The organism is Desulfonatronum lacustre DSM 10312, assembly GCF_000519265.1.
In the GTDB taxonomy this organism is placed as follows: Bacteria; Desulfobacterota; Desulfovibrionia; order Desulfovibrionales; family Desulfonatronaceae; genus Desulfonatronum; species Desulfonatronum lacustre.
Genome location: NZ_KI912608.1, coordinates 2,557,112 through 2,573,770, shown reverse-complemented (window position 1 = coordinate 2,573,770; position 16,659 = coordinate 2,557,112). Strand labels below are relative to the sequence as shown.

At 58.9% G+C, this 16,659-nt stretch carries 18 protein-coding genes; 9 read left to right on the top strand and 9 right to left on the bottom strand.

Annotation, left to right across the window (positions count from 1 at the left end; genetic code table 11):
- Window positions 1-19: 19 nt before the first annotated feature.
- Window positions 20-1,144: an NAD-dependent epimerase/dehydratase family protein gene (locus DESLA_RS20270; RefSeq protein WP_035261788.1), complete on the bottom strand. Its 1,125-nt coding sequence runs from the start codon at window positions 1,142-1,144 to the stop codon at window positions 20-22.
- A gap of 654 nt (window positions 1,145-1,798) precedes the next feature.
- Here DESLA_RS20270 and DESLA_RS0112185 point away from each other — a divergent pair.
- The 9 genes from DESLA_RS0112185 (at window position 1,799) to DESLA_RS0112145 (ending at window position 7,950) form a co-directional block, all read left to right on the top strand.
- Window positions 1,799-2,170 (top strand): ArsR/SmtB family transcription factor, encoded by a 372-nt coding sequence (locus tag DESLA_RS0112185; RefSeq protein ID WP_028572665.1) that lies wholly within the window; start codon window positions 1,799-1,801, stop codon window positions 2,168-2,170.
- 28 nt (window positions 2,171-2,198) lie between these two features.
- Window positions 2,199-3,302, top strand: a complete 1,104-nt coding sequence (arsB, locus tag DESLA_RS0112180; protein ID WP_028572664.1) for an ACR3 family arsenite efflux transporter — start codon at window positions 2,199-2,201, stop codon at window positions 3,300-3,302.
- A 156-nt stretch (window positions 3,303-3,458) separates the two neighbouring features.
- Window positions 3,459-3,803 (top strand): ArsR/SmtB family transcription factor, encoded by a 345-nt coding sequence (locus DESLA_RS0112175; protein WP_028572663.1) that lies wholly within the window; start codon window positions 3,459-3,461, stop codon window positions 3,801-3,803.
- A gap of 79 nt (window positions 3,804-3,882) precedes the next feature.
- Window positions 3,883-4,116: a thioredoxin family protein gene (locus DESLA_RS0112170; RefSeq protein WP_028572662.1), complete on the top strand. Its 234-nt coding sequence runs from the start codon at window positions 3,883-3,885 to the stop codon at window positions 4,114-4,116.
- A 1-nt stretch (window position 4,117) separates the two neighbouring features.
- Window positions 4,118-4,555, top strand: a complete 438-nt coding sequence (locus tag DESLA_RS0112165) for a thioredoxin family protein (protein ID WP_245590053.1) — start codon at window positions 4,118-4,120, stop codon at window positions 4,553-4,555.
- Between the two features lie 93 nt (window positions 4,556-4,648).
- Window positions 4,649-5,353: a cytochrome c biogenesis CcdA family protein gene (locus DESLA_RS0112160; protein WP_028572660.1), complete on the top strand. Its 705-nt coding sequence runs from the start codon at window positions 4,649-4,651 to the stop codon at window positions 5,351-5,353.
- 81 nt (window positions 5,354-5,434) lie between these two features.
- The gene (locus DESLA_RS20265) at window positions 5,435-5,917 is read left to right on the top strand and encodes a thioredoxin family protein (RefSeq protein ID WP_028572659.1); all 483 of its coding nucleotides are present in this window, start codon (window positions 5,435-5,437) and stop codon (window positions 5,915-5,917) included.
- Window positions 5,918-6,192: 275 nt separating this feature from the next.
- On the top strand, window positions 6,193-7,494 hold the full coding sequence (locus tag DESLA_RS0112150) for a permease (RefSeq protein WP_028572658.1): 1,302 nt from the start codon (window positions 6,193-6,195) through the stop codon (window positions 7,492-7,494).
- A gap of 27 nt (window positions 7,495-7,521) precedes the next feature.
- A complete protein-coding gene (locus DESLA_RS0112145; RefSeq protein WP_028572657.1) occupies window positions 7,522-7,950 on the top strand; it encodes an arsenate reductase ArsC in 429 nt (142 codons plus the stop codon).
- A gap of 23 nt (window positions 7,951-7,973) precedes the next feature.
- Here DESLA_RS0112145 and DESLA_RS0112140 read toward each other — a convergent pair whose 3' ends face one another.
- From DESLA_RS0112140 to DESLA_RS0112100, 8 genes are all read right to left on the bottom strand, one after another.
- Window positions 7,974-8,423: a hypothetical protein gene (locus tag DESLA_RS0112140; protein WP_028572656.1), complete on the bottom strand. Its 450-nt coding sequence runs from the start codon at window positions 8,421-8,423 to the stop codon at window positions 7,974-7,976.
- Between the two features lie 86 nt (window positions 8,424-8,509).
- Window positions 8,510-9,340, bottom strand: coding sequence for a phosphate ABC transporter substrate-binding protein (locus DESLA_RS20260; RefSeq protein WP_169732626.1), 831 nt, complete (start codon window positions 9,338-9,340; stop codon window positions 8,510-8,512).
- A gap of 59 nt (window positions 9,341-9,399) precedes the next feature.
- Window positions 9,400-9,759, bottom strand: coding sequence for a hypothetical protein (locus tag DESLA_RS0112130; protein ID WP_156932953.1), 360 nt, complete (start codon window positions 9,757-9,759; stop codon window positions 9,400-9,402).
- Between the two features lie 25 nt (window positions 9,760-9,784).
- Window positions 9,785-10,975, bottom strand: a complete 1,191-nt coding sequence (locus tag DESLA_RS23330; protein ID WP_051434637.1) for a cytochrome c biogenesis protein CcdA — start codon at window positions 10,973-10,975, stop codon at window positions 9,785-9,787.
- Between the two features lie 44 nt (window positions 10,976-11,019).
- The gene (locus DESLA_RS0112120) at window positions 11,020-11,706 is read right to left on the bottom strand and encodes a TorD/DmsD family molecular chaperone (protein ID WP_028572653.1); all 687 of its coding nucleotides are present in this window, start codon (window positions 11,704-11,706) and stop codon (window positions 11,020-11,022) included.
- Between the two features lie 315 nt (window positions 11,707-12,021).
- The gene (gene nrfD / locus DESLA_RS0112110) at window positions 12,022-13,137 is read right to left on the bottom strand and encodes an NrfD/PsrC family molybdoenzyme membrane anchor subunit (RefSeq protein WP_028572651.1); all 1,116 of its coding nucleotides are present in this window, start codon (window positions 13,135-13,137) and stop codon (window positions 12,022-12,024) included.
- Between the two features lie 18 nt (window positions 13,138-13,155).
- On the bottom strand, window positions 13,156-13,908 hold the full coding sequence (locus DESLA_RS0112105) for a 4Fe-4S dicluster domain-containing protein (RefSeq protein ID WP_028572650.1): 753 nt from the start codon (window positions 13,906-13,908) through the stop codon (window positions 13,156-13,158).
- Between the two features lie 12 nt (window positions 13,909-13,920).
- Window positions 13,921-16,485, bottom strand: a complete 2,565-nt coding sequence (locus DESLA_RS0112100) for a molybdopterin-dependent oxidoreductase (RefSeq protein ID WP_156932952.1) — start codon at window positions 16,483-16,485, stop codon at window positions 13,921-13,923.
- Between the last annotated feature and the right edge of the window lie 174 nt (window positions 16,486-16,659).

The following is a 16,659-nucleotide window of genomic DNA, read 5'->3' as shown; positions in this document are numbered from 1 at the left end:
AGCCGATTCGTAATGCGGCTTAGCGCTCCAATCTCTCCAGCAACCGGGCCGGATCACGCACGAAGTCCTCACTTTCACGTCCGCAGTCGAAAAAGTCTTTGTTGAAGGAGGTGATCAGGTTGAGGGCTTCCCAGCGGGTCAGGTAGTACTCCAGCAAATGAGGCAGCTCGGTGAATACCGTGGCCTCGGGCTTGGGGTCGACGAAGCTGGATTCCTGGAGGCGGCGGCAGGACAGGGTCTGGGTCTGATAGAACTGTTCCATGAAGAGCAGTTCCGCGGGCATCCTGGCTTCGATGCCGATGCGGCCCATCAGGCGGATCAACAAGTGGATGATCCCCGCCCCGAAATGGGCCACGGGGTAAGGTAAAAAAAATTTCCACGGCCTCTTCACCTGGAGATAAGACTTGATGGTCAGGATCAGTTTGCTCAGCAAAACCGCGTCGGGATCCACGAAATGCCAGGTTTTCCCGCCGAACTCCTCCCGGTGGCTGAGGACATGATGAACAAAGGGCGGAATCTTCGCGGCGTTGGTATAGGAATGGGCGGCCCGCCTGTTGGTGAAGAGCAGGGGCATGATCTGGTCGGCGATGGCGAACATCATCCGATGAAATCCTTGAATCTTGTGGTCATGGGCTCCGTAAACCACACCCAGGCGGATAGTGGTATAGTCCAGCCCGTATTTCCGGTGCATCTCCGCCAGGGCCAATTCCGCCAGCAGCTTTGATTTGGGGTAGTTGGGCAGCTCCGCGGTCAGTTCCAGGCGATCCGCTTCGGTGAGGTTCTCACCGGGCGGCAATACGGCGGCGGAACTGAAATGAATATAAGGGATGCCCTGTTCCAATGCCGCTCGGGCCAGGTACAGAGCACCCAGGTAGTTGGTCTGGTAGGCAAGCAGGGGGTTGGAATCGAGCGCGGCGATGGCGCAGTTGATGATGAATTCAGGCCTGTGACGGCGAACATGGTGGCGGATATCCTCGGGGTTGCGCAAACTCAATTGTTTGCTGTTGGGGCCCATCAGTTCAAACCCGCCGTCCACATGGGTCTTGAAGTAATGAAGAATCCCCCCACCGATCAAGCCGGAACCACCCACCAGTAGACCGTATTTTACGATATTATCCGGACAATCGTGATTTTCCTTGACCATGCCAGACTCCTGTGCTTGAGATCAACATCATATTTTCAGCCGACAATGAGCCTTCATCCGTGCTCCAAGATCAAGCAACTGTTTTTCGCTATCATCCGAAAATGGTGAGGCAACAGACGAAACGAACCGAGAACATGTCGAAAATACGGCTCCAGGCGAAGGAAATCTCATTGGACGGGAGTATTCATTCGATAAAAGTGCAATTCTGCTAAAACAGCGGTCACCTGTCTTGTTGGATATACTTGCAACTACTCCGCAAAGCCAGATAAAAAACTGGGTACCCCAGGTTACCCCGGCCTGTTGCCGGAGATTTGACAGTTTGTTTTTTGTTTGGCTATTCAGCCAAATTGCAAACTTTAAAGGTGGAAGCTTACGGCCTTAATCACTGTCCCTACTGCCCCCCAGGTCCTGGCCAGTTTGCTCACGCACTCAGCACCGTCCTGAAAACTGGTACAATTACAAGCAAGATAGTTCCGCGACAGCGGCAAGGTCAATGCGTGGAGTCGCGGTCGCGGTGGCTATCGACTTCACCTTTTTTGATTTCGATCTATGCGGACTCGTCCCTGGATAACCGGATCCGTGGCTTGACAGCCATCAATTGACTTATTAAAAAAGCCATTTCGTCGTTTAGCTATATATACATTCTTGAGGCGTATGGAAAACACACTGGCTATGGCCAAGGCAATGGCCGACGGGAACAGGATGCGAGTCATTGCGGCGCTCATGGAACATGACGAACTGTGCGTCTGCCAGTTGATTGAGATGCTTGGCTTGGCCGGAGCAACAGTATCCAGGCACATGAGCATTCTGCAGGCTGCCCGTCTGGTTCAAAGCCGCAAGCAGGGGCGATGGGTTTTTTATCGTCTCTCCGATGAATTTCCTGAACTACTCCGAGCATGGCTTCGGGAATCGCTGGCCGCCTCACCTGGGGTTCTGGCGGACAGAGACAACTTGAAGGCCATCCTGGCCTGCGACCCCGATGACCTGTGCCGTCGCCAACGCGAGGGTGCGGAATGTTCCGCGTAATTGTTCAACGTGTTTCAAGGAGAGCGCAATGACCGAGTCCGTTGCCAAACAAATGTCCGTTCTGGACCGGTACCTGACCCTCTGGATCTTCCTGGCCATGCTCGTTGGCGTGGGGGCCGGGTATCTCTTCCCGGCCATCCCGGACATCCTCAATCTCTTCCAGATCGGAAATACGAACATCCCCATTGCCATCGGCCTGATCGTGATGATGTACCCGCCCCTGGCCAAGGTTCAGTACGACAAGATGCACCTGGTCTTCCGTCATACCCGGGTGCTGGTGCTGTCCCTGGTCCAGAACTGGATCATCGGGCCGATTTTGATGTTTCTGCTGGCCGTGGCCTTTCTTTCGGACCATCACGAGTACATGGTCGGTCTGATCCTGATCGGCCTGGCCCGGTGCATCGCCATGGTCATCGTCTGGAACGACCTGGCCAAGGGCGACCGGGAATACTGCGCCGGGCTGGTGGCCTTCAATTCGGTCTTTCAGATCCTGCTCTTCTCGGTCTACGCCTACCTCTTCCTGACCGTGTTTCCAAGCTGGCTGGGCATTGAGGGCGCCCTGGTGGACATCACCATGAAGGAAATCGCCGTCAGCGTGCTGATCTATCTGGGCATTCCCTTTGCCGGGGGCATCTTCTCCCGGTTGTACGGGGTACGGGCCAAGGGCGAACAATGGTACCAGGAAAAATTCATTCCCTTCATCAGTCCTTTTACCCTGATAGCCCTGCTGTTCACCATCGTGGTGATGTTTTCCCTCAAGGGCGAGTACATTGTTGAACTGCCCATGGACGTGGTCCGCGTGGCCATTCCGCTGCTGATCTACTTCGTGGTCATGTTCGTTGTTTCCTTTTTTCTGTCCATGAAATTCAAGGCCACCTATGAACAGTCCACGTCGCTGAGCTTCACCGCGGCCTCCAACAACTTCGAACTGGCCATCGCCGTGGCCATCGCCGTGTTCGGCATCCATTCCGGGGTGGCTTTTGCCGCGGTCATCGGGCCCCTGGTGGAAGTGCCGGTGCTCATCGGGCTGGTCCACGTGGCCCTGTATTTCAAGCGCAAGTACTTCCCCTTTGCAATGCAAACTCCCACCGGCGTCTGCCACGTGACCTGCAAACCGGTGGACGTCAAATAGCCCGTATCGAGAACTCAGGCTTCCGCCCAGCTCCAAGCAAGCCGGGCGGGACTATAATGACGCCTTACACCTCTCCAAGAATGTACTCGCGGGCTGGCTATTGACGCCGAGCACAAACTTGCCTATTTGGCCAAATAAACATGCAAAGGGCGGGGCATGCGGAATAAACACGAATTTCGATCCAAAATTTTCAAGGCTCTGGGCCACCCCAGCCGGATTCTGCTGGTGGACGCCCTGCTGGAAGGGGAGCGGTGCGTTTGCGAACTCCGGGAGTTGGTGGGCGCGGATGTGTCCACCGTGTCCAAGCATTTGTCCGTGCTCAGGGAAGCGGGCGTCGTGGGCTGCGAGAAGCGCGGAACCAACGTCTATTACTCACTTCGAATGGAGTGCGTGAAAGGCTTTTTATCCTGCGTGGACCGTTTCAACGCCCGGAGGGTCGAGGAGCACGCCTGTGTCTTGTGCGAAGGAGTCAGAAGTCAGGAGCCAGAAGTCAGGAGTTAGAAATCAGGAGTCAGAGCGGGAATCGGGATTGAGCAGGCAGCTGAGAATCGGCTTTATATAATCAGATGAGGAGGGTTTTATGAAAATCAAGGTATTGGGGCCAGGTTGCGCCAAGTGTTCGGAAGTGGAACGGATCGTCAGGGAAGCCGTGGCCGAGTCCGGCAAGGCCGTTGAGGTGGAAAAGATCACGGATATGCAGGAATTCATGAAGTACGGCGTGTTCAGCACCCCCGCCGTGATCGTGGACGATCAGGTCAAGGCCGTGGGCAAGGTGCCGGGCAAGAAGGACGTGCTGGCCTGGATCAACGGGTAATATGCGCCTTCCATCTCAGCCTGAGCGCTTTCAGCCGCGAATGAAAGCCGTCGGTTCCGGAGCCTGGGCCTTGCGGTTCGGTCTTGCGGTTTTGCTGGTCGGTCTTGCCTTTGCCGCCTGGGCCGAGGAAACGCCCAACGACCCGCCCGAAGCCCCCGTGCCCGGCATGGTCACCGTGGCCAATTTCGGAGCCAGAAACTGCGTTCCCTGTCGGATGATGGTTCCCATCCGGGAGGAACTGCAGCGGGAGTACGAGGGCCGGGCGGCCATCGTGTTCATCGATCTGCACCGCCACTATGAACTGATCGACCAATACGCCATTCAGGTCATCCCCACGCTGATCTTCTACGATAAAAACGGCAACGAGGCCAAACGCCATATCGGATTCATGGACAAAAAGTCCATTGAGGCCGAATTGGCCAAGCTCGGCGTTGAATAGCCGTCCGTTGAAAAACTCCGAATTGCTCCCTGCTTTTGGCGCTTTTGAACGAACAGCAAAATAGGGATTTTTCAGCACTCAGATAGGATCTGTATGGACCAGTTTTTCATTACCCTGAACATGTGGATCACCAGCGGAACTGGCTTTGCCATGGCCGGAAGCTTTTTATGGGGCATGGTCAGCGTGTTCTTCAGCCCTTGTCACCTGGCCTCCATTCCGCTCATCGTCGGCTACGTGGGGGGACAGAACAAGCTCATCGAAGGCCGTGCAGCAGCTGTCTACGCCGGGCTTTTCTCTTTCGGCCTGTTCGTGACCATTGCCTTGGTGGGCATTGTCACCGCGCTTTTGGGAAGGATGCTGGGCGATATCGGCCCCTGGTGGACCATCCTGGTGGGGCTGATCCTGATTTGGGTCGCTTTGGACATGCTCGGCGTATCCAGATGCTCCATGTCCACCGGCCTGATGAGCAAGCTCAAGGTCTCCGGCAAGTCTGGAGCGTTAATTCTGGGCCTGGCCTACGGGGTGCTCTCCGGCTCCTGCACCTTCGGCTTCATCGCCCCGATCCTGGCCATCATCACCATCCAGGACCAACTGGCCAACGGCCTGATGCTGATCATCCTCTTCGGCATCGGCCACTGCATCCCCATCGTCATTGCCGGCAGCTCCACGGCCCTGGTCCGCCGGATTTTGGAAAGCCGGTCCATGGCCACAGGCGGCCTGTGGTTCAAGCGCGGAGCCGGCACGCTGATCGGCCTGCTGGGATTGTACTTCATCGCCTTGCCGTTTCTGGATATCTAACGCCACCACTTTGCAATCCCGCGTTCAGCATCGCGAGCATCCCCAACCAACCAATCATCCATCCCCCTCTAGGAAAGCCCCATGAATTCAAAAACCCTTATCGGCATCGTGGTCGTTCTGATCGCCGTTCTCGGGACCATCGTCTTGATCCATCAGCACCAAAGCGGGCAGCTCGACGACACGGCCGCCGTGGCTTTGCAAACATTCGGGGAATCCGCCGCCCATGTCGCCGGTAACGGCGTTGACCCGAGCCTGCTTCCCGGCATCCCCTCGGACCTGCCGCGCTTGGTGGACCTGGGCGCGGACAACTGCATTCCTTGCAAGCTCATGGCCCCGATCCTTCAGGAATTGAAGGTCGAATATGCCGAAGCCTTCACCACGCATTTCATCGACGTCTGGAAAAACCCGGAAGCGGGCCGCCAGTTCAGCGTCCGGATGATTCCCACTCAGATTTTTTTCGATGCCGAGGGCAAGGAACTCTTCCGCCACGAGGGGTTCATGTCCAAGCAGGATATTCTGATGCGTTGGAGGCAATTGGGCGTCAGTTTGGCGACGGCGGGGTAGAACGTCATTCCCGCGTAGGCGGGAATCCAGTCTTTTTACGTTGATCGCAGCGTCCAATTTTGTAACTACTCAGCACAGAGGAATTCTGTTGCCGGGGTCGGAATCGGAATCGGAATCGGAATCGGGATCGGGATCGAAACGCTGGGGTGCGTTTAAAATTTTTCCTGTTCCGATTCCGATTCCGATAGCGACCCCGACTCCGATTGCCGGAGCAAGGGCGGATACAAAATGTGCTGAGTAGATACCCAATTTCTTGAACAACAAAAGGCCCTATCATGAATTGGAAATCCGAATGGAAGCCTTTGGCCGTCATCGTGACGGTCTTTCTGGTCATGTACTATCTGCCGGTGGGCCTGCCGAGGTTCGACAACGCGGTTCACGAGGCCTTGCAACTGGCCCGCTGGTACGCCCAGGAGCACGTGCTGCTTTGTCTGATCCCGGCCTTTTTCATCGCCGGGGCCATCGGCGTGTTCGTCAGCCAGAACTCCGTGCTCAAGTACCTGGGGCCCCAAGCCAACAAGGCCTGCGCCTACGGCGTGGCCTCCTGCTCCGGCTCAATCCTGGCGGTCTGCTCCTGCACCATCCTGCCCCTGTTCGCGGGCATCTACCGGATGGGCGCAGGCATCGGCCCGGCCACGGCGTTCCTGTATTCCGGCCCGGCCATCAACATCTTGGCCATCGTGCTCACGGCCAGGGTCCTGGGGCCGGAAATGGGGATTGCCCGGGCCGTTGGCGCGATCGGCTTCGCCGTGGTCATCGGTCTGATCATGCACCTGATCTATCGCCGGGAAGAGGCGGACAAGGCTGCTCAGGCCGCGCAAATGCCCGAGGAAGAACCCACGCGCGGACTGGGCCGGACCGGCCTGTACTTCCTGAGCATGATCGGCATTCTGGTGTTCGCCAACTGGGGCGCGCCCGAAGCGGCCGAAGGCGTCTGGCGGACGGTGGCGGAACACAAATGGATGCTGACGGCGATCTTCGCCGCTGTCCTGGCCGTGATTCTCCCGCTGTGGTTCGGCCTGCCCTGGTCGCGCATGGCCCTGGTCGCCCTGCCCACCGCGGCCCTGGCCCTGGCTTTTCCCCAGGAGCCGACCATCGCCTTCGTGGCCGGATTCATCGGCCTGTCCGCGGTGATCAGCACCCGTGAAGACGAGCTGGGGCAGTGGTTCTCATCGTCCTGGATCTTCGCCAAGCAGATTCTGCCCCTGCTGCTGATCGGCGTTTTCGTGGCCGGACTGCTCCTGGGGCGTCCAGGCAACGAAGGCCTGATTCCCTCGGAATGGGTCAGCGCGTCCGTGGGCGGCAACTCGCTGGGAGCGAACTTTTTCGCCTCATTCGTCGGCGCGTTCATGTACTTCGCCACCCTGACCGAGGTGCCCATTCTGGAAGGACTCCTGGGCAGCGGTATGGGCAAGGGCCCGGCCCTGGCCCTGCTTCTGGCCGGTCCGGCTCTGAGCCTGCCGAATATGCTGGTCATCCGGAGCATCATGGGCACCCGGAAGACCGTGGTCTTCGTCTGCCTGGTGGTGGTCATGGCCACCATCAGCGGGATGATCTACGGACACTTCTGGGGATAGCCGAACCGTAAACCAACGGAGGAAATCATGTCCAAGGTCAAGATTCTCTTTCTCTGCACCGGCAATTCCTGTCGCAGCCAGATGGCCGAAGGCTGGACCAAGCACCTCAAGGGCGACGTGGTCGATGCCTTTTCCGCGGGCATCGAGAAGCACGGGCTCAATCCGCACGCCGTGCGGGTCATGGCCGAGGCCGGGGTGGATATCAGTGGATTTCGTTCCAAGACCGTGGACGAACTGCCGGAACAGGAATTCGACTACGTGATCACCCTGTGCGGCCACGCCCAGGAAACCTGCCCCTTTTTCCCCGCCAAGACGAAGCGACTCCACGTCGGCTTCGACGACCCTCCCAAACTCGCGGAGACCGCCCAATCCGAGGAAGAGGCCCTGGACCACTACCGCCGGGTGCGCGACGAAATCCGGGACTACGTGCGGACTTTGCCGGAAGCCCTCGGCTGAGTCACAAGCCGCGCCCACCACGCCTATTGCGAAAAACACGGTACGCAACCGTCGCCGGTGGCCGTGCTCATGATGGCCCGCAGTTTGCCGTAGATGAAGACGTGGCTTTCCTCCAGTTCCATGAGCGTGGCTCGGCCGCGTTCCAGGCGGTTTTCGAAGAAGAGGGTGACGATGGTCAGCAGCTTGGCGTAGAAGTCCTGGTAGGATTTCTCCAGGGCCGCCGCGTCCGGGAAAGCGGCCTTGATCTGGTCCAGCAGGTCGAAGACCTCCAGGGAGACTTGGGCCGCCATGACGAGGTAGGCCGAGTCATCGGTCAGGATTCCGCTTTTGACGGCCTGCTGGACCTGGATGACTTTGCGCTCGAACTGCAGGAGCATGGCCAACTGTTCCTGGTCCAGCTTCTCCTGCTCCGCGCCGTCTTGTTGGGTGCAGCCGGCCCCGAGCAGGGTCATGGCGAGCAGGAGCGCCGACAAGGATGCAAATATTCCACGCCCAACACCGCTCGTTTTCCGATATACTTTGGCTGTACGGGTAACGTTTCGCATATTTCCGGCCCTCCCTAATCAACGAGAAGGTATCTGAACTCCCGGACCACTTCCCGACCGCGCGGACCGAGACAGAAGTCCAGAAACGCCCTCACGTCCGGCTCGTTGCTTTTCAGATAGACCAGGTTCAGTTCCCGGACGATGGGATATCCGCTGGAGATGACGTTTTCCGTGGTCGGGTCATGGCCGTTCAGGACGAGAATCTTGATGGGCATGCCCTTGTCCAGCAGATAGAGCGACGTGCCCAGGGACATGTAGCCCACGGCTCCGGGAATCCCACCCACCAGGGTGGCTCCGTCCAGGTTGGAGGCGATTTCATAGGCTTGCGGCGCGACCCGTCCGTTGGGGCCCTCCGTGGGGCTGCCCCGGTGGTGGACACCGCTGTACTCTTCAAAGAGTTCCAAAGTGCTGCGGCCCATTTCCTTGTTCACCAGGACCACTTCACGATCCCATGCCGTCAGCTCGCTCCAGTTCGTGATCCGGCCCGTGAACAGGTCGATCACGGTTTGCTTGTCCACCTCACGCAGCGGATTGCGGCTGTTGACGATGACCACCAGGACGTCCAAGCCGATGGTCACGTACTCCAATCGCTCCTTTTCCTCTTCCGACAAAGCCCGCGAAACCATGCCGATCTGGGACGTTCCTTCCATGGCGTCCACAACCCCGGTCAGACTGCCGCCTCCCTGGACCCTGACCGTCCGTCCGGTGCCCTCCCGGAACTCCTCGGCCAATTGCTCCACCAAGGGCTGGATCGTTGTCGCTCCGGAGATCCGCAACGCCTCGCTGTTCTGGCTGAATGCCGGCGTTGCCGCAACAAACAGCAGACAGACCAGCGCCCAAACCAAACGTTTTCCCGCCAAACGATTTCCCGTTCGGGACATCGCGTGTACATCAAGTCCGCGTCTCATAAATCCATGGCTCCTCGCAGGCACAGAGTCAGTTCGTCGTCGTCAATGGGCCGGGCGATCACGGCCCGAAGATGTGAGCGCAAGGCCTGCTCCAGTTCAGGATGATAGGGTCGTCTGGAAATGCCGATGATTTGGACCTGATCACAGGCCTTGCTCACGCGGCGCAGCAGCTCGTTGTCCACCCCGTTGATCTCCAGGTTGAGCAGCACCAAGCATTCCCGGCAGGTCGTCAGAAGCTGCTCCAGTTCATCGACCTGCTCGCAGCGCAACAAACGCAGGCGATGACCGGCCAACAAGCGCTCCACCCGGGAGACTTCCTCGGCGTTGTCATGCAGCATAACGGCTGTACGACTCATCTTTCCTCCGTATGTGTCGCCCGCGTCATATCGTAAACGCCAAGTAGGCTCCGCCCAGAATCAGCAGCGCTCCGCAAATCTTCTTCAACACGGAAGCGCTCAGGGAGCGCTCGTTCCAGCGCAGGAAAAACTGGATGAACCGCGGCGACATCCCGGCCAGCATCAGGAACAGGCAGTGGCCCACCGCGAAAAGCAGGAGCAGCAGCAGGCCGTAGAACAGGTCCGTGGCGGCCATGGCCATGGTCAAGCCCAGGATGGGGGCCATGTACACGAAGGTGCACGGCCCCAGGCCGATGCCCAGAATCAACCCCAGGGCCAAGGCCCCTCTTTTCCGGGGCATATCGGAGAGCAGCTTCTCCGGAACCAGGCATCCCATGGGCACCAGTCCGGTCAGGTTCAGTCCGAAAAGGATGAACACTCCGCTCAAAATATAGTAGGGCAACGGGCCCAGGTCGCCCAGCAACCGACCGGCCGTGGCCGTGACGATCCCTACCACCACGATGCTCCCCAGAATGCCCAGGCCGAAAAGCAGGGACAAGGACATGGCCCGGCCGGAGGTCTCGACCTTTCGACCGTTGATGTAGCCGACGATCAGGGGGATGCCCGCCAGGTGACAGGGGCTGAGCACGATGCTCAACACGCCCCAGAAAAACGCGGCCAGCATGGCCGTGGGCGCGGCCCCCCGGACCGCCAAAGTCAACGAGGACAGCATGTTCTCGAAGGAGAGTCGGTCCCGGATCGAAGCTACTCTTCCGACGGGTTGGACGACCACTCCCAACTCGCGCCACTGTTCCAAAATATGGTGTTTGGACAGAAAGCCCTCGTTGCGGTGCAGTTCGGTCCCGTCCGCGGCATAGAATATCTGGGTCGGCACGGTCGGGGATTGAAATAGCGTCAGGGCCCGCGGTTCTTTCTGGGTATCGTAGTAGAAGGTCAGAAAAACATGGCCGTAGTCGCGGTGCAGTTCCAGCAGCGAAGAGGCCATGCGCTGGCAGGGCGGACAGGATTCGATGCCGGTATTTACCAGCACGGGCAGGTCTTGCGTTCCGGAAAGAATGTCGGAGGGCGCCGGTTTGGGCAGTGAGATTATCCGCTGATAATCGGACAGGGCGGCATGGGCCGGCGTGACGACGGTGCGGGGAAGAAGCGACAGCGCCGCGATCATCCAGATGCTTCCCAGCAGGATCAGAGCGCTCCTCGGGATGGTGTCCGACATTGTTCCTCCTTCGGAGGTTGACGCTTTATCCGGGCATGCTCGGTTTATCCGGGCATGCTCGGTGCAGCCATGGCTCCCGTCGACCTCCCGACCCGTTCCGCCTCCACTGTGCCGGTCGTCAGGAGGAACTCCGTCTTCAAAATATCCCTGGCGACAAGCCCCAGGTGTTTGTAAAACGGCGATTGCGCGAAGGATATCACCCGGTCGGCGAACAGCGGCCCCCAGGCTCCCAGATGGATGGGGAAGAAGTCCGTCCTGCGATCCCGCCATTCTCGGGCGACCGTAACGTCGTCCCGACACAGGGCGGCGTGTTCCTGAAACAGAAGGTAGTACATGAACTCCAGTTCCGCGGTGATATGATCCGGCGGGTTCCCGCCGTCCGGAGCGCTGGTCACCCCGGCTTCCCGGTAGCGCTCCGCCGCGTCGTCGATGCTTTCGTGGGAGAGCATCTTGTTCACATGGAAATAGACCGACCCAAAGGGCGGAGCCAGGACTTCAAAAGGCCCGAAAAAAAGCTTGGCATGCTCCACCCTGAGCGCCTCGCGGCCCTGCTCGTCGCCGGGCAGACTTTCCAGCATGGTCAAGGCCGAATCCTGAATTCCCGTGACCCAGGTCGGTGCATGAGCCGCCAGATTTTCCACGTTTTGCGGCAAGTGGTCGTCCGGGGGAAAGAAGCACCCGGCCAAGGCTTTATAGGTCTCCAACCGGGCGATGATGTTCGGGTCGGGCATGAATGGTCTCCGTGGGTGCTTTTTTTACAACAGATATGTTCTCGATCCTCTCAGCTATTGGATCGCTATCGAAATCGAAATCGGGATCGAAATCGGTCTTCAAAAGGCTTGTCTCAATGTATAACGACAACAGGTTTGTTTCGATTTCGATTTCGATTTCGATAGCGATTTCGATTTCGATGTCGTTATCCCTTGTAATCCAGCTCTTTCCGGGTTCTTTGCGGGATTGAAGGAATTGCCGCCCCGTCCTGAAAATAGAAAACACGGCCCGCGCCCGAACCCGATGTCCGGGCGCGGGCCGTACCCAGGAGGAGCCTACTCCGGGGTGGCTTCGAGGTTCCAGTATTTGACTCCAATGGAATAGATCAGCATGGACAGGGAGAATGCCAGGATGATGATCCCGAATTCGTACATGCTCGGAAAGTAGGAGACAAATTCCGGCCTGTTTTCCGCCAATACGCCGATGGGTTTGACCTGGGCCGAGAGAAGCATCACCAGCCTGCCGAAGAACATGCCCACCAGGACCATGGCCGAAGCCAGGATTCTGCCTGCCGTGGAGGCCCGGATCGCGGGGATGAGCATCAGCAGCAGCGGAATGAGCAGGCCGACCCACAATTCGATCTGATAGATGGCCGTTGAGGCGATGTGCCGGAACCCGTCAAAGGCTTCCTGCAGGGATGTGTAACCGATCACGGCGCGCAGGATGAAGACGAAAAGGGAAACCGCCAGCAACACGGTGAACAGCTTGATGATGTTGTTGAAAAGCGGCTCCTGCTCCTTGGGCATGCCGCCGGTAACGGCGAAATGCACGAAAGTGGCCAGGACGATCACGGCCATGCCGCAGGTCACGGCGGTCACCGCGAAGTACAGGGCCGTAAAATGCCCGAAAAAGGCCGGGCGGGCGTCCGCGGTCCCGAAGACGATGCTCAGGGCGGTGTAGGACATGAACATCAACAGCAGGGCCAACAACCCGGCGGTCTTTCCGCCCGTGGAATGCCATCGGCCTTTGTGAATGGTGAAGAACTTTAAGGCCACGATGGCGATGTAGATTCCGTAGAGCACGGCCATCCACCAGACGGGCGAATACAGGTTGGGGGACAATGCCAGGTACACGGTGTTCAGCAGCGTGGACAGCGGGCCCAGATCCAGACCCTTGCACATCACGCCAACCACCAGGGCCGCCCCGGCCAGCAGCGAGGCCCGCTTGGCAATGGGGTAGTACTGCTTCATCCCGAACACCGAGGGCAGGGAAGACAGAAACGTCAATCCGGCCGCAGTCAGGGCGAAGAACAGATACCCGGACATGGGCAGGACCCAGAAGGTCACGTCGTTGGCGTTGTAGACCCCCAGCCCACGGGAGACCACGGTCAGGGCGCTGAACAGGCCGAACAGCAAACCGACGCCCAACAGACCAAACCATACCTTACTCATAGTTCACCTCCGCGTGGATTATGCGATTGCGTTTTGGACGTCAGCCTGGACCATGCCCTTGCCCGGTTCGTAAGCGCAGGGACAGAACTCTCGGATGTAGTAGACCCGGGGCCGGGTGCCCAATTCCTCGCGCAGTCGCTCGGCCCGAAACATGCCCAGGAGTTGGTTGACCTTGCTTCGGGGGTCGTCCAGGTCGCCGAAAATTCGGGCATTGGCCGGACAGGCCTCCACGCAATAAGGCAACTCGCCGTTGACCACCCGGTGGTGGCAAAAAGTGCATTTCTCCACCACGCCGGTGGGCCGGATCGAGGCGTACGTGGCGTCGGGGTCCGGATTCTGGATCGGCCAGCCCTTGGCCCCGGCTCGACGGACCGTTTCCACGGGAGTCGACGTGCCGCCGGGAATTACGGCCGTAGTGTCTTCCCACTCGGCATGCGGTTTGCGCCAGTTGTAATGGATCACCCCATAGGGGCAGTTGACCATGCAGTACCGGCAGCCGATGCACTTGTTGGGATCATGAGCCGTGATCCCGCCCTCGGCCTTATGCAGGGCCTTGGTCGGGCAGCCGCGTACGCACGGCGCGTTCTCGCAGTGATTGCACAGCGTTGGCCGGTAGTGGTAGCGGACAAAAGGATATCTGCCCAAGGTCTCGGTCATCTTCCCGGACCAACGCACCCCCTCGGGCAGGTTGTTCTCGTTCATGCAGGCGATGATGCACCCGCCGCAACCCGTACACTGCTGCAAATCTATGACCATAGCATATCGTGCCATATATCTATCCTCCTAGACCTTTTCGACTTTCAGCCGGATGTGGCCGTAGTAGGCCGTGGAACCGCTCAACCGGTCATAGTCCACCGGGATGATGTCGTTGTTGTTCGCTCCCAGGGCCTCCTTGCCGAAGACCTTGGCCGCGTAGCGACCATAGGCCCAGTGTCCCTGACCGAAACATTTGGCCACGGTGCCGGGTTTGGCGCCTTCCCAGAGGGAGGCGGTGCAGACGATGCTGCCCGTGGGCGTGGTCAGTCGGATCTTGTCCCCGGACTTGATGCCCAGGCGTTCGCCGTCAATGGGATTCAGCTTGGCCACGTCCTCATAGGACTTGTCCCCAGGGTCCAGGTCCTTGAGCTGGAGATACCAGGGGCAATTGGAACTCCGACCTTCCCGGTTCAGGCGGGCCTTGTAATCCACGAACTTGAAGGGATATTCACCTGAGTCGCCCCATTCGTAGGGTTCCTCATGGTGGGGGATGAAGGCCATTTCGCCCCGGGCCTCGTAGTTGCAAACCTCCAGAACGTGGTCCACGGTGGTGTTGTGCCGCTCGGCGTGCTTCTCCAACGAATCCTTCAGGGTCTCGCTGTAGAATTCGAACTTCCCGGTTTTGGTGCCCATGTTGCTCCACCGGGCCCGATACGCATAGGGATCGGAGTTCCAGACCCCGACTTCCACGAACTCTTCCCAACCGGAGAATTTGTCGCCCCCCTTGCTCTGGGCCGGGTCCCAGAAATGCTGCATCCGGTGCTTGATGGCGTACAGTTCGAATTCCTTTTCATTGGTGGGCGCTTTACCGGTTTCCGGGTCCACGACGGCTTGATAGTAGCGCAACAGGTTGTCGAACCCGCGCTGGGCCAATTTCTCGCCCAGCAGCCAGGGAATTTCCGTTTCCATGCTCTTGGTGTCCCAGAGCCGCTCAATGGCCGGCTGCATCAGGCTCACGGACCGATACCCGTTGCTGGAATTGTCCAAAGTTCCCCAAGACTCGAACATGCAATGGTTCACCGGCAACACGATATCCGCGTAAAAACTCATTTCCGAAGCATGGGTGGTCATGTGGGCGAAAAAGTCGATCTTGGACAGGGCTTGATCCCAGCGTCCGGTGCCTGGGCAGGAAAAGGCAAAATTATTGAAATAGCCCATGGCCACTTTGATCTCGTTGGGGTCCTCGTTGATGATCGCGTCAGCCACGTTGTTGGTGTTCACGCCGCCTCCGGACCGTCCACTGGCCAGATTGGGCCATTCCAAGCGACCACGCTGGTCGATCTTTTCTTTCTTTGAATTGGTTTGGGCCATTTCGTCCATGAAATCGTTAGGTGAGGGAAACCCTTGGTAACTGCGGGAATTGTAGGTAAGGACACCGCCCAGGTTGTCGCAGCCGCCCACCAGACCGTTCAAGGCGTTGGCCGCCAGACAGCCGTACGTTCCACGGGGTTGCATGGCCGGACCGCCGCCGACCCAGGAAATGCAGTTCGGAGCCGCCGCGGCGAAGCCCAGAGCCACGCGCCTGATCTGGTCCGCCGGAATGCCGCAGAGCGGTTCGGCCCATTCCGGGGTGGCGTCCTTCAGATACAGGTTCCACCACTTCGCCAGACCGTGGGTATGTTCCTCCAGAAAGGTGAACTCATTGATCTCCTGTCCGGGGATGAACTTGTTCTCGCCGTCGAAGAAGTCGCCGACAAAAGGTTTGTACCACATTCCCTCCACCAGGATGGTATGGGCCATGGCCGAGGCCAGAGCGCCGTCGTAGCCCGGCTTGACCGGCAACCATTCGTCGCACTTGCTGCCCGTACCGGAAAGCCGCGGTTCCACCGAGGCGATCCTCGCGTTGTCCAGGGCCCGGCCCCAACTGTTCAGGTACGAGGAGACGCCGCGGTTGGCCACCAGCGGGTCCGCGCCCCAGATCAGCACGTAGCGGGTGTTGGGGATGTCGTACTGCATGTAGGCCCACTGCCCTTCCTGGAAGTAGCGCATCTTCTCGGCCTCGGCGCAGATGGAGCTGTGAGAGATGTTGTTCGGAGAACCGATGATTTTCGGCAACCGATCGTAGAAGAGGTCGTTCAGCGCGGTGTACCGCCCGCGCATGAGCATGAACTTGTGGGTTTCGTCGTTGGCCCGCAGTTCCATGATCTTGTCCGCCAATATGTCCAGGGCCTCGTCCCAGGAGATGGGCACGAAACCGGGATCTTCATACCGACCTTTTTTGGGATTGGTCCGCTTCATGGGCGTCTTGACCCGGTCCGGGTCGTAAACCTGCTGCAGGGCCAGGTGCGCCCGAGGGCAGGAGTTGATGCCGTTGGTCTTGGAATGCGGGTTGCCGCGAATCTTCACGGCCCGCCCGTTGATCACGTAAACTTGTTTGGAACACCAGGACGTACAGCCCACGCAACAGCTGCTGACCCATTTGCCCTCGGCCAAAGCGCCTCCGGCATGGGCCGTGTCCGGGACCAGGGCGCGCAGCGCGGGCCCGCCCGCGGCCAACCCGGCGCACGCCGCGGCGGCGCCCTTGACGAACGATCGCCTGCTGACCGCGGCTCCGCCTTTGCCGTCCATTCCGTCAATCTCCAATTGTCTCATGGCTCCTCCTTGAGGTTCTCGGATGGGGGTCATCCTCAAATTGCCGGAGCGTGGGCTTCCTGGAGTCGCGTCTGGTCACGGTCCGGCGAACACTTTGCATGTATTGTTCATGCAGTTTTCACGGCAACACCATATTATCCGGCAAGATATGGCAATTCCCATGCCATGCGATGA

Bases quoted from the DNA above. Each gene is read 5' to 3' on its own strand.
- DESLA_RS0112170 (WP_028572662.1), top strand. From the start codon at position 3,883: ATGAAAATCAAGGTATTGGGGCCAGGTTGCGCCAAGTGTTCGGAAGTG.
- DESLA_RS0112105 (WP_028572650.1), bottom strand. From the start codon at position 13,908: ATGGCACGATATGCTATGGTCATAGATTTGCAGCAGTGTACGGGTTGC.
- DESLA_RS20270 (WP_035261788.1), bottom strand. From the start codon at position 1,144: ATGGTCAAGGAAAATCACGATTGTCCGGATAATATCGTAAAATACGGT.
- DESLA_RS0112120 (WP_028572653.1), bottom strand. From the start codon at position 11,706: ATGCCCGACCCGAACATCATCGCCCGGTTGGAGACCTATAAAGCCTTG.
- nrfD (WP_028572651.1), bottom strand. From the start codon at position 13,137: ATGAGTAAGGTATGGTTTGGTCTGTTGGGCGTCGGTTTGCTGTTCGGC.
- DESLA_RS23330 (WP_051434637.1), bottom strand. From the start codon at position 10,975: ATGTCGGACACCATCCCGAGGAGCGCTCTGATCCTGCTGGGAAGCATC.
- DESLA_RS0112160 (WP_028572660.1), top strand. From the start codon at position 4,649: ATGGACCAGTTTTTCATTACCCTGAACATGTGGATCACCAGCGGAACT.
- DESLA_RS0112100 (WP_156932952.1), bottom strand. From the start codon at position 16,485: ATGAGACAATTGGAGATTGACGGAATGGACGGCAAAGGCGGAGCCGCG.
- DESLA_RS0112150 (WP_028572658.1), top strand. From the start codon at position 6,193: ATGAATTGGAAATCCGAATGGAAGCCTTTGGCCGTCATCGTGACGGTC.
- DESLA_RS0112185 (WP_028572665.1), top strand. From the start codon at position 1,799: ATGGAAAACACACTGGCTATGGCCAAGGCAATGGCCGACGGGAACAGG.
- DESLA_RS0112175 (WP_028572663.1), top strand. From the start codon at position 3,459: ATGCGGAATAAACACGAATTTCGATCCAAAATTTTCAAGGCTCTGGGC.
- DESLA_RS20265 (WP_028572659.1), top strand. From the start codon at position 5,435: ATGAATTCAAAAACCCTTATCGGCATCGTGGTCGTTCTGATCGCCGTT.
- DESLA_RS0112165 (WP_245590053.1), top strand. From the start codon at position 4,118: ATGCGCCTTCCATCTCAGCCTGAGCGCTTTCAGCCGCGAATGAAAGCC.
- DESLA_RS0112145 (WP_028572657.1), top strand. From the start codon at position 7,522: ATGTCCAAGGTCAAGATTCTCTTTCTCTGCACCGGCAATTCCTGTCGC.
- arsB (WP_028572664.1), top strand. From the start codon at position 2,199: ATGACCGAGTCCGTTGCCAAACAAATGTCCGTTCTGGACCGGTACCTG.
- DESLA_RS0112130 (WP_156932953.1), bottom strand. From the start codon at position 9,759: ATGAGTCGTACAGCCGTTATGCTGCATGACAACGCCGAGGAAGTCTCC.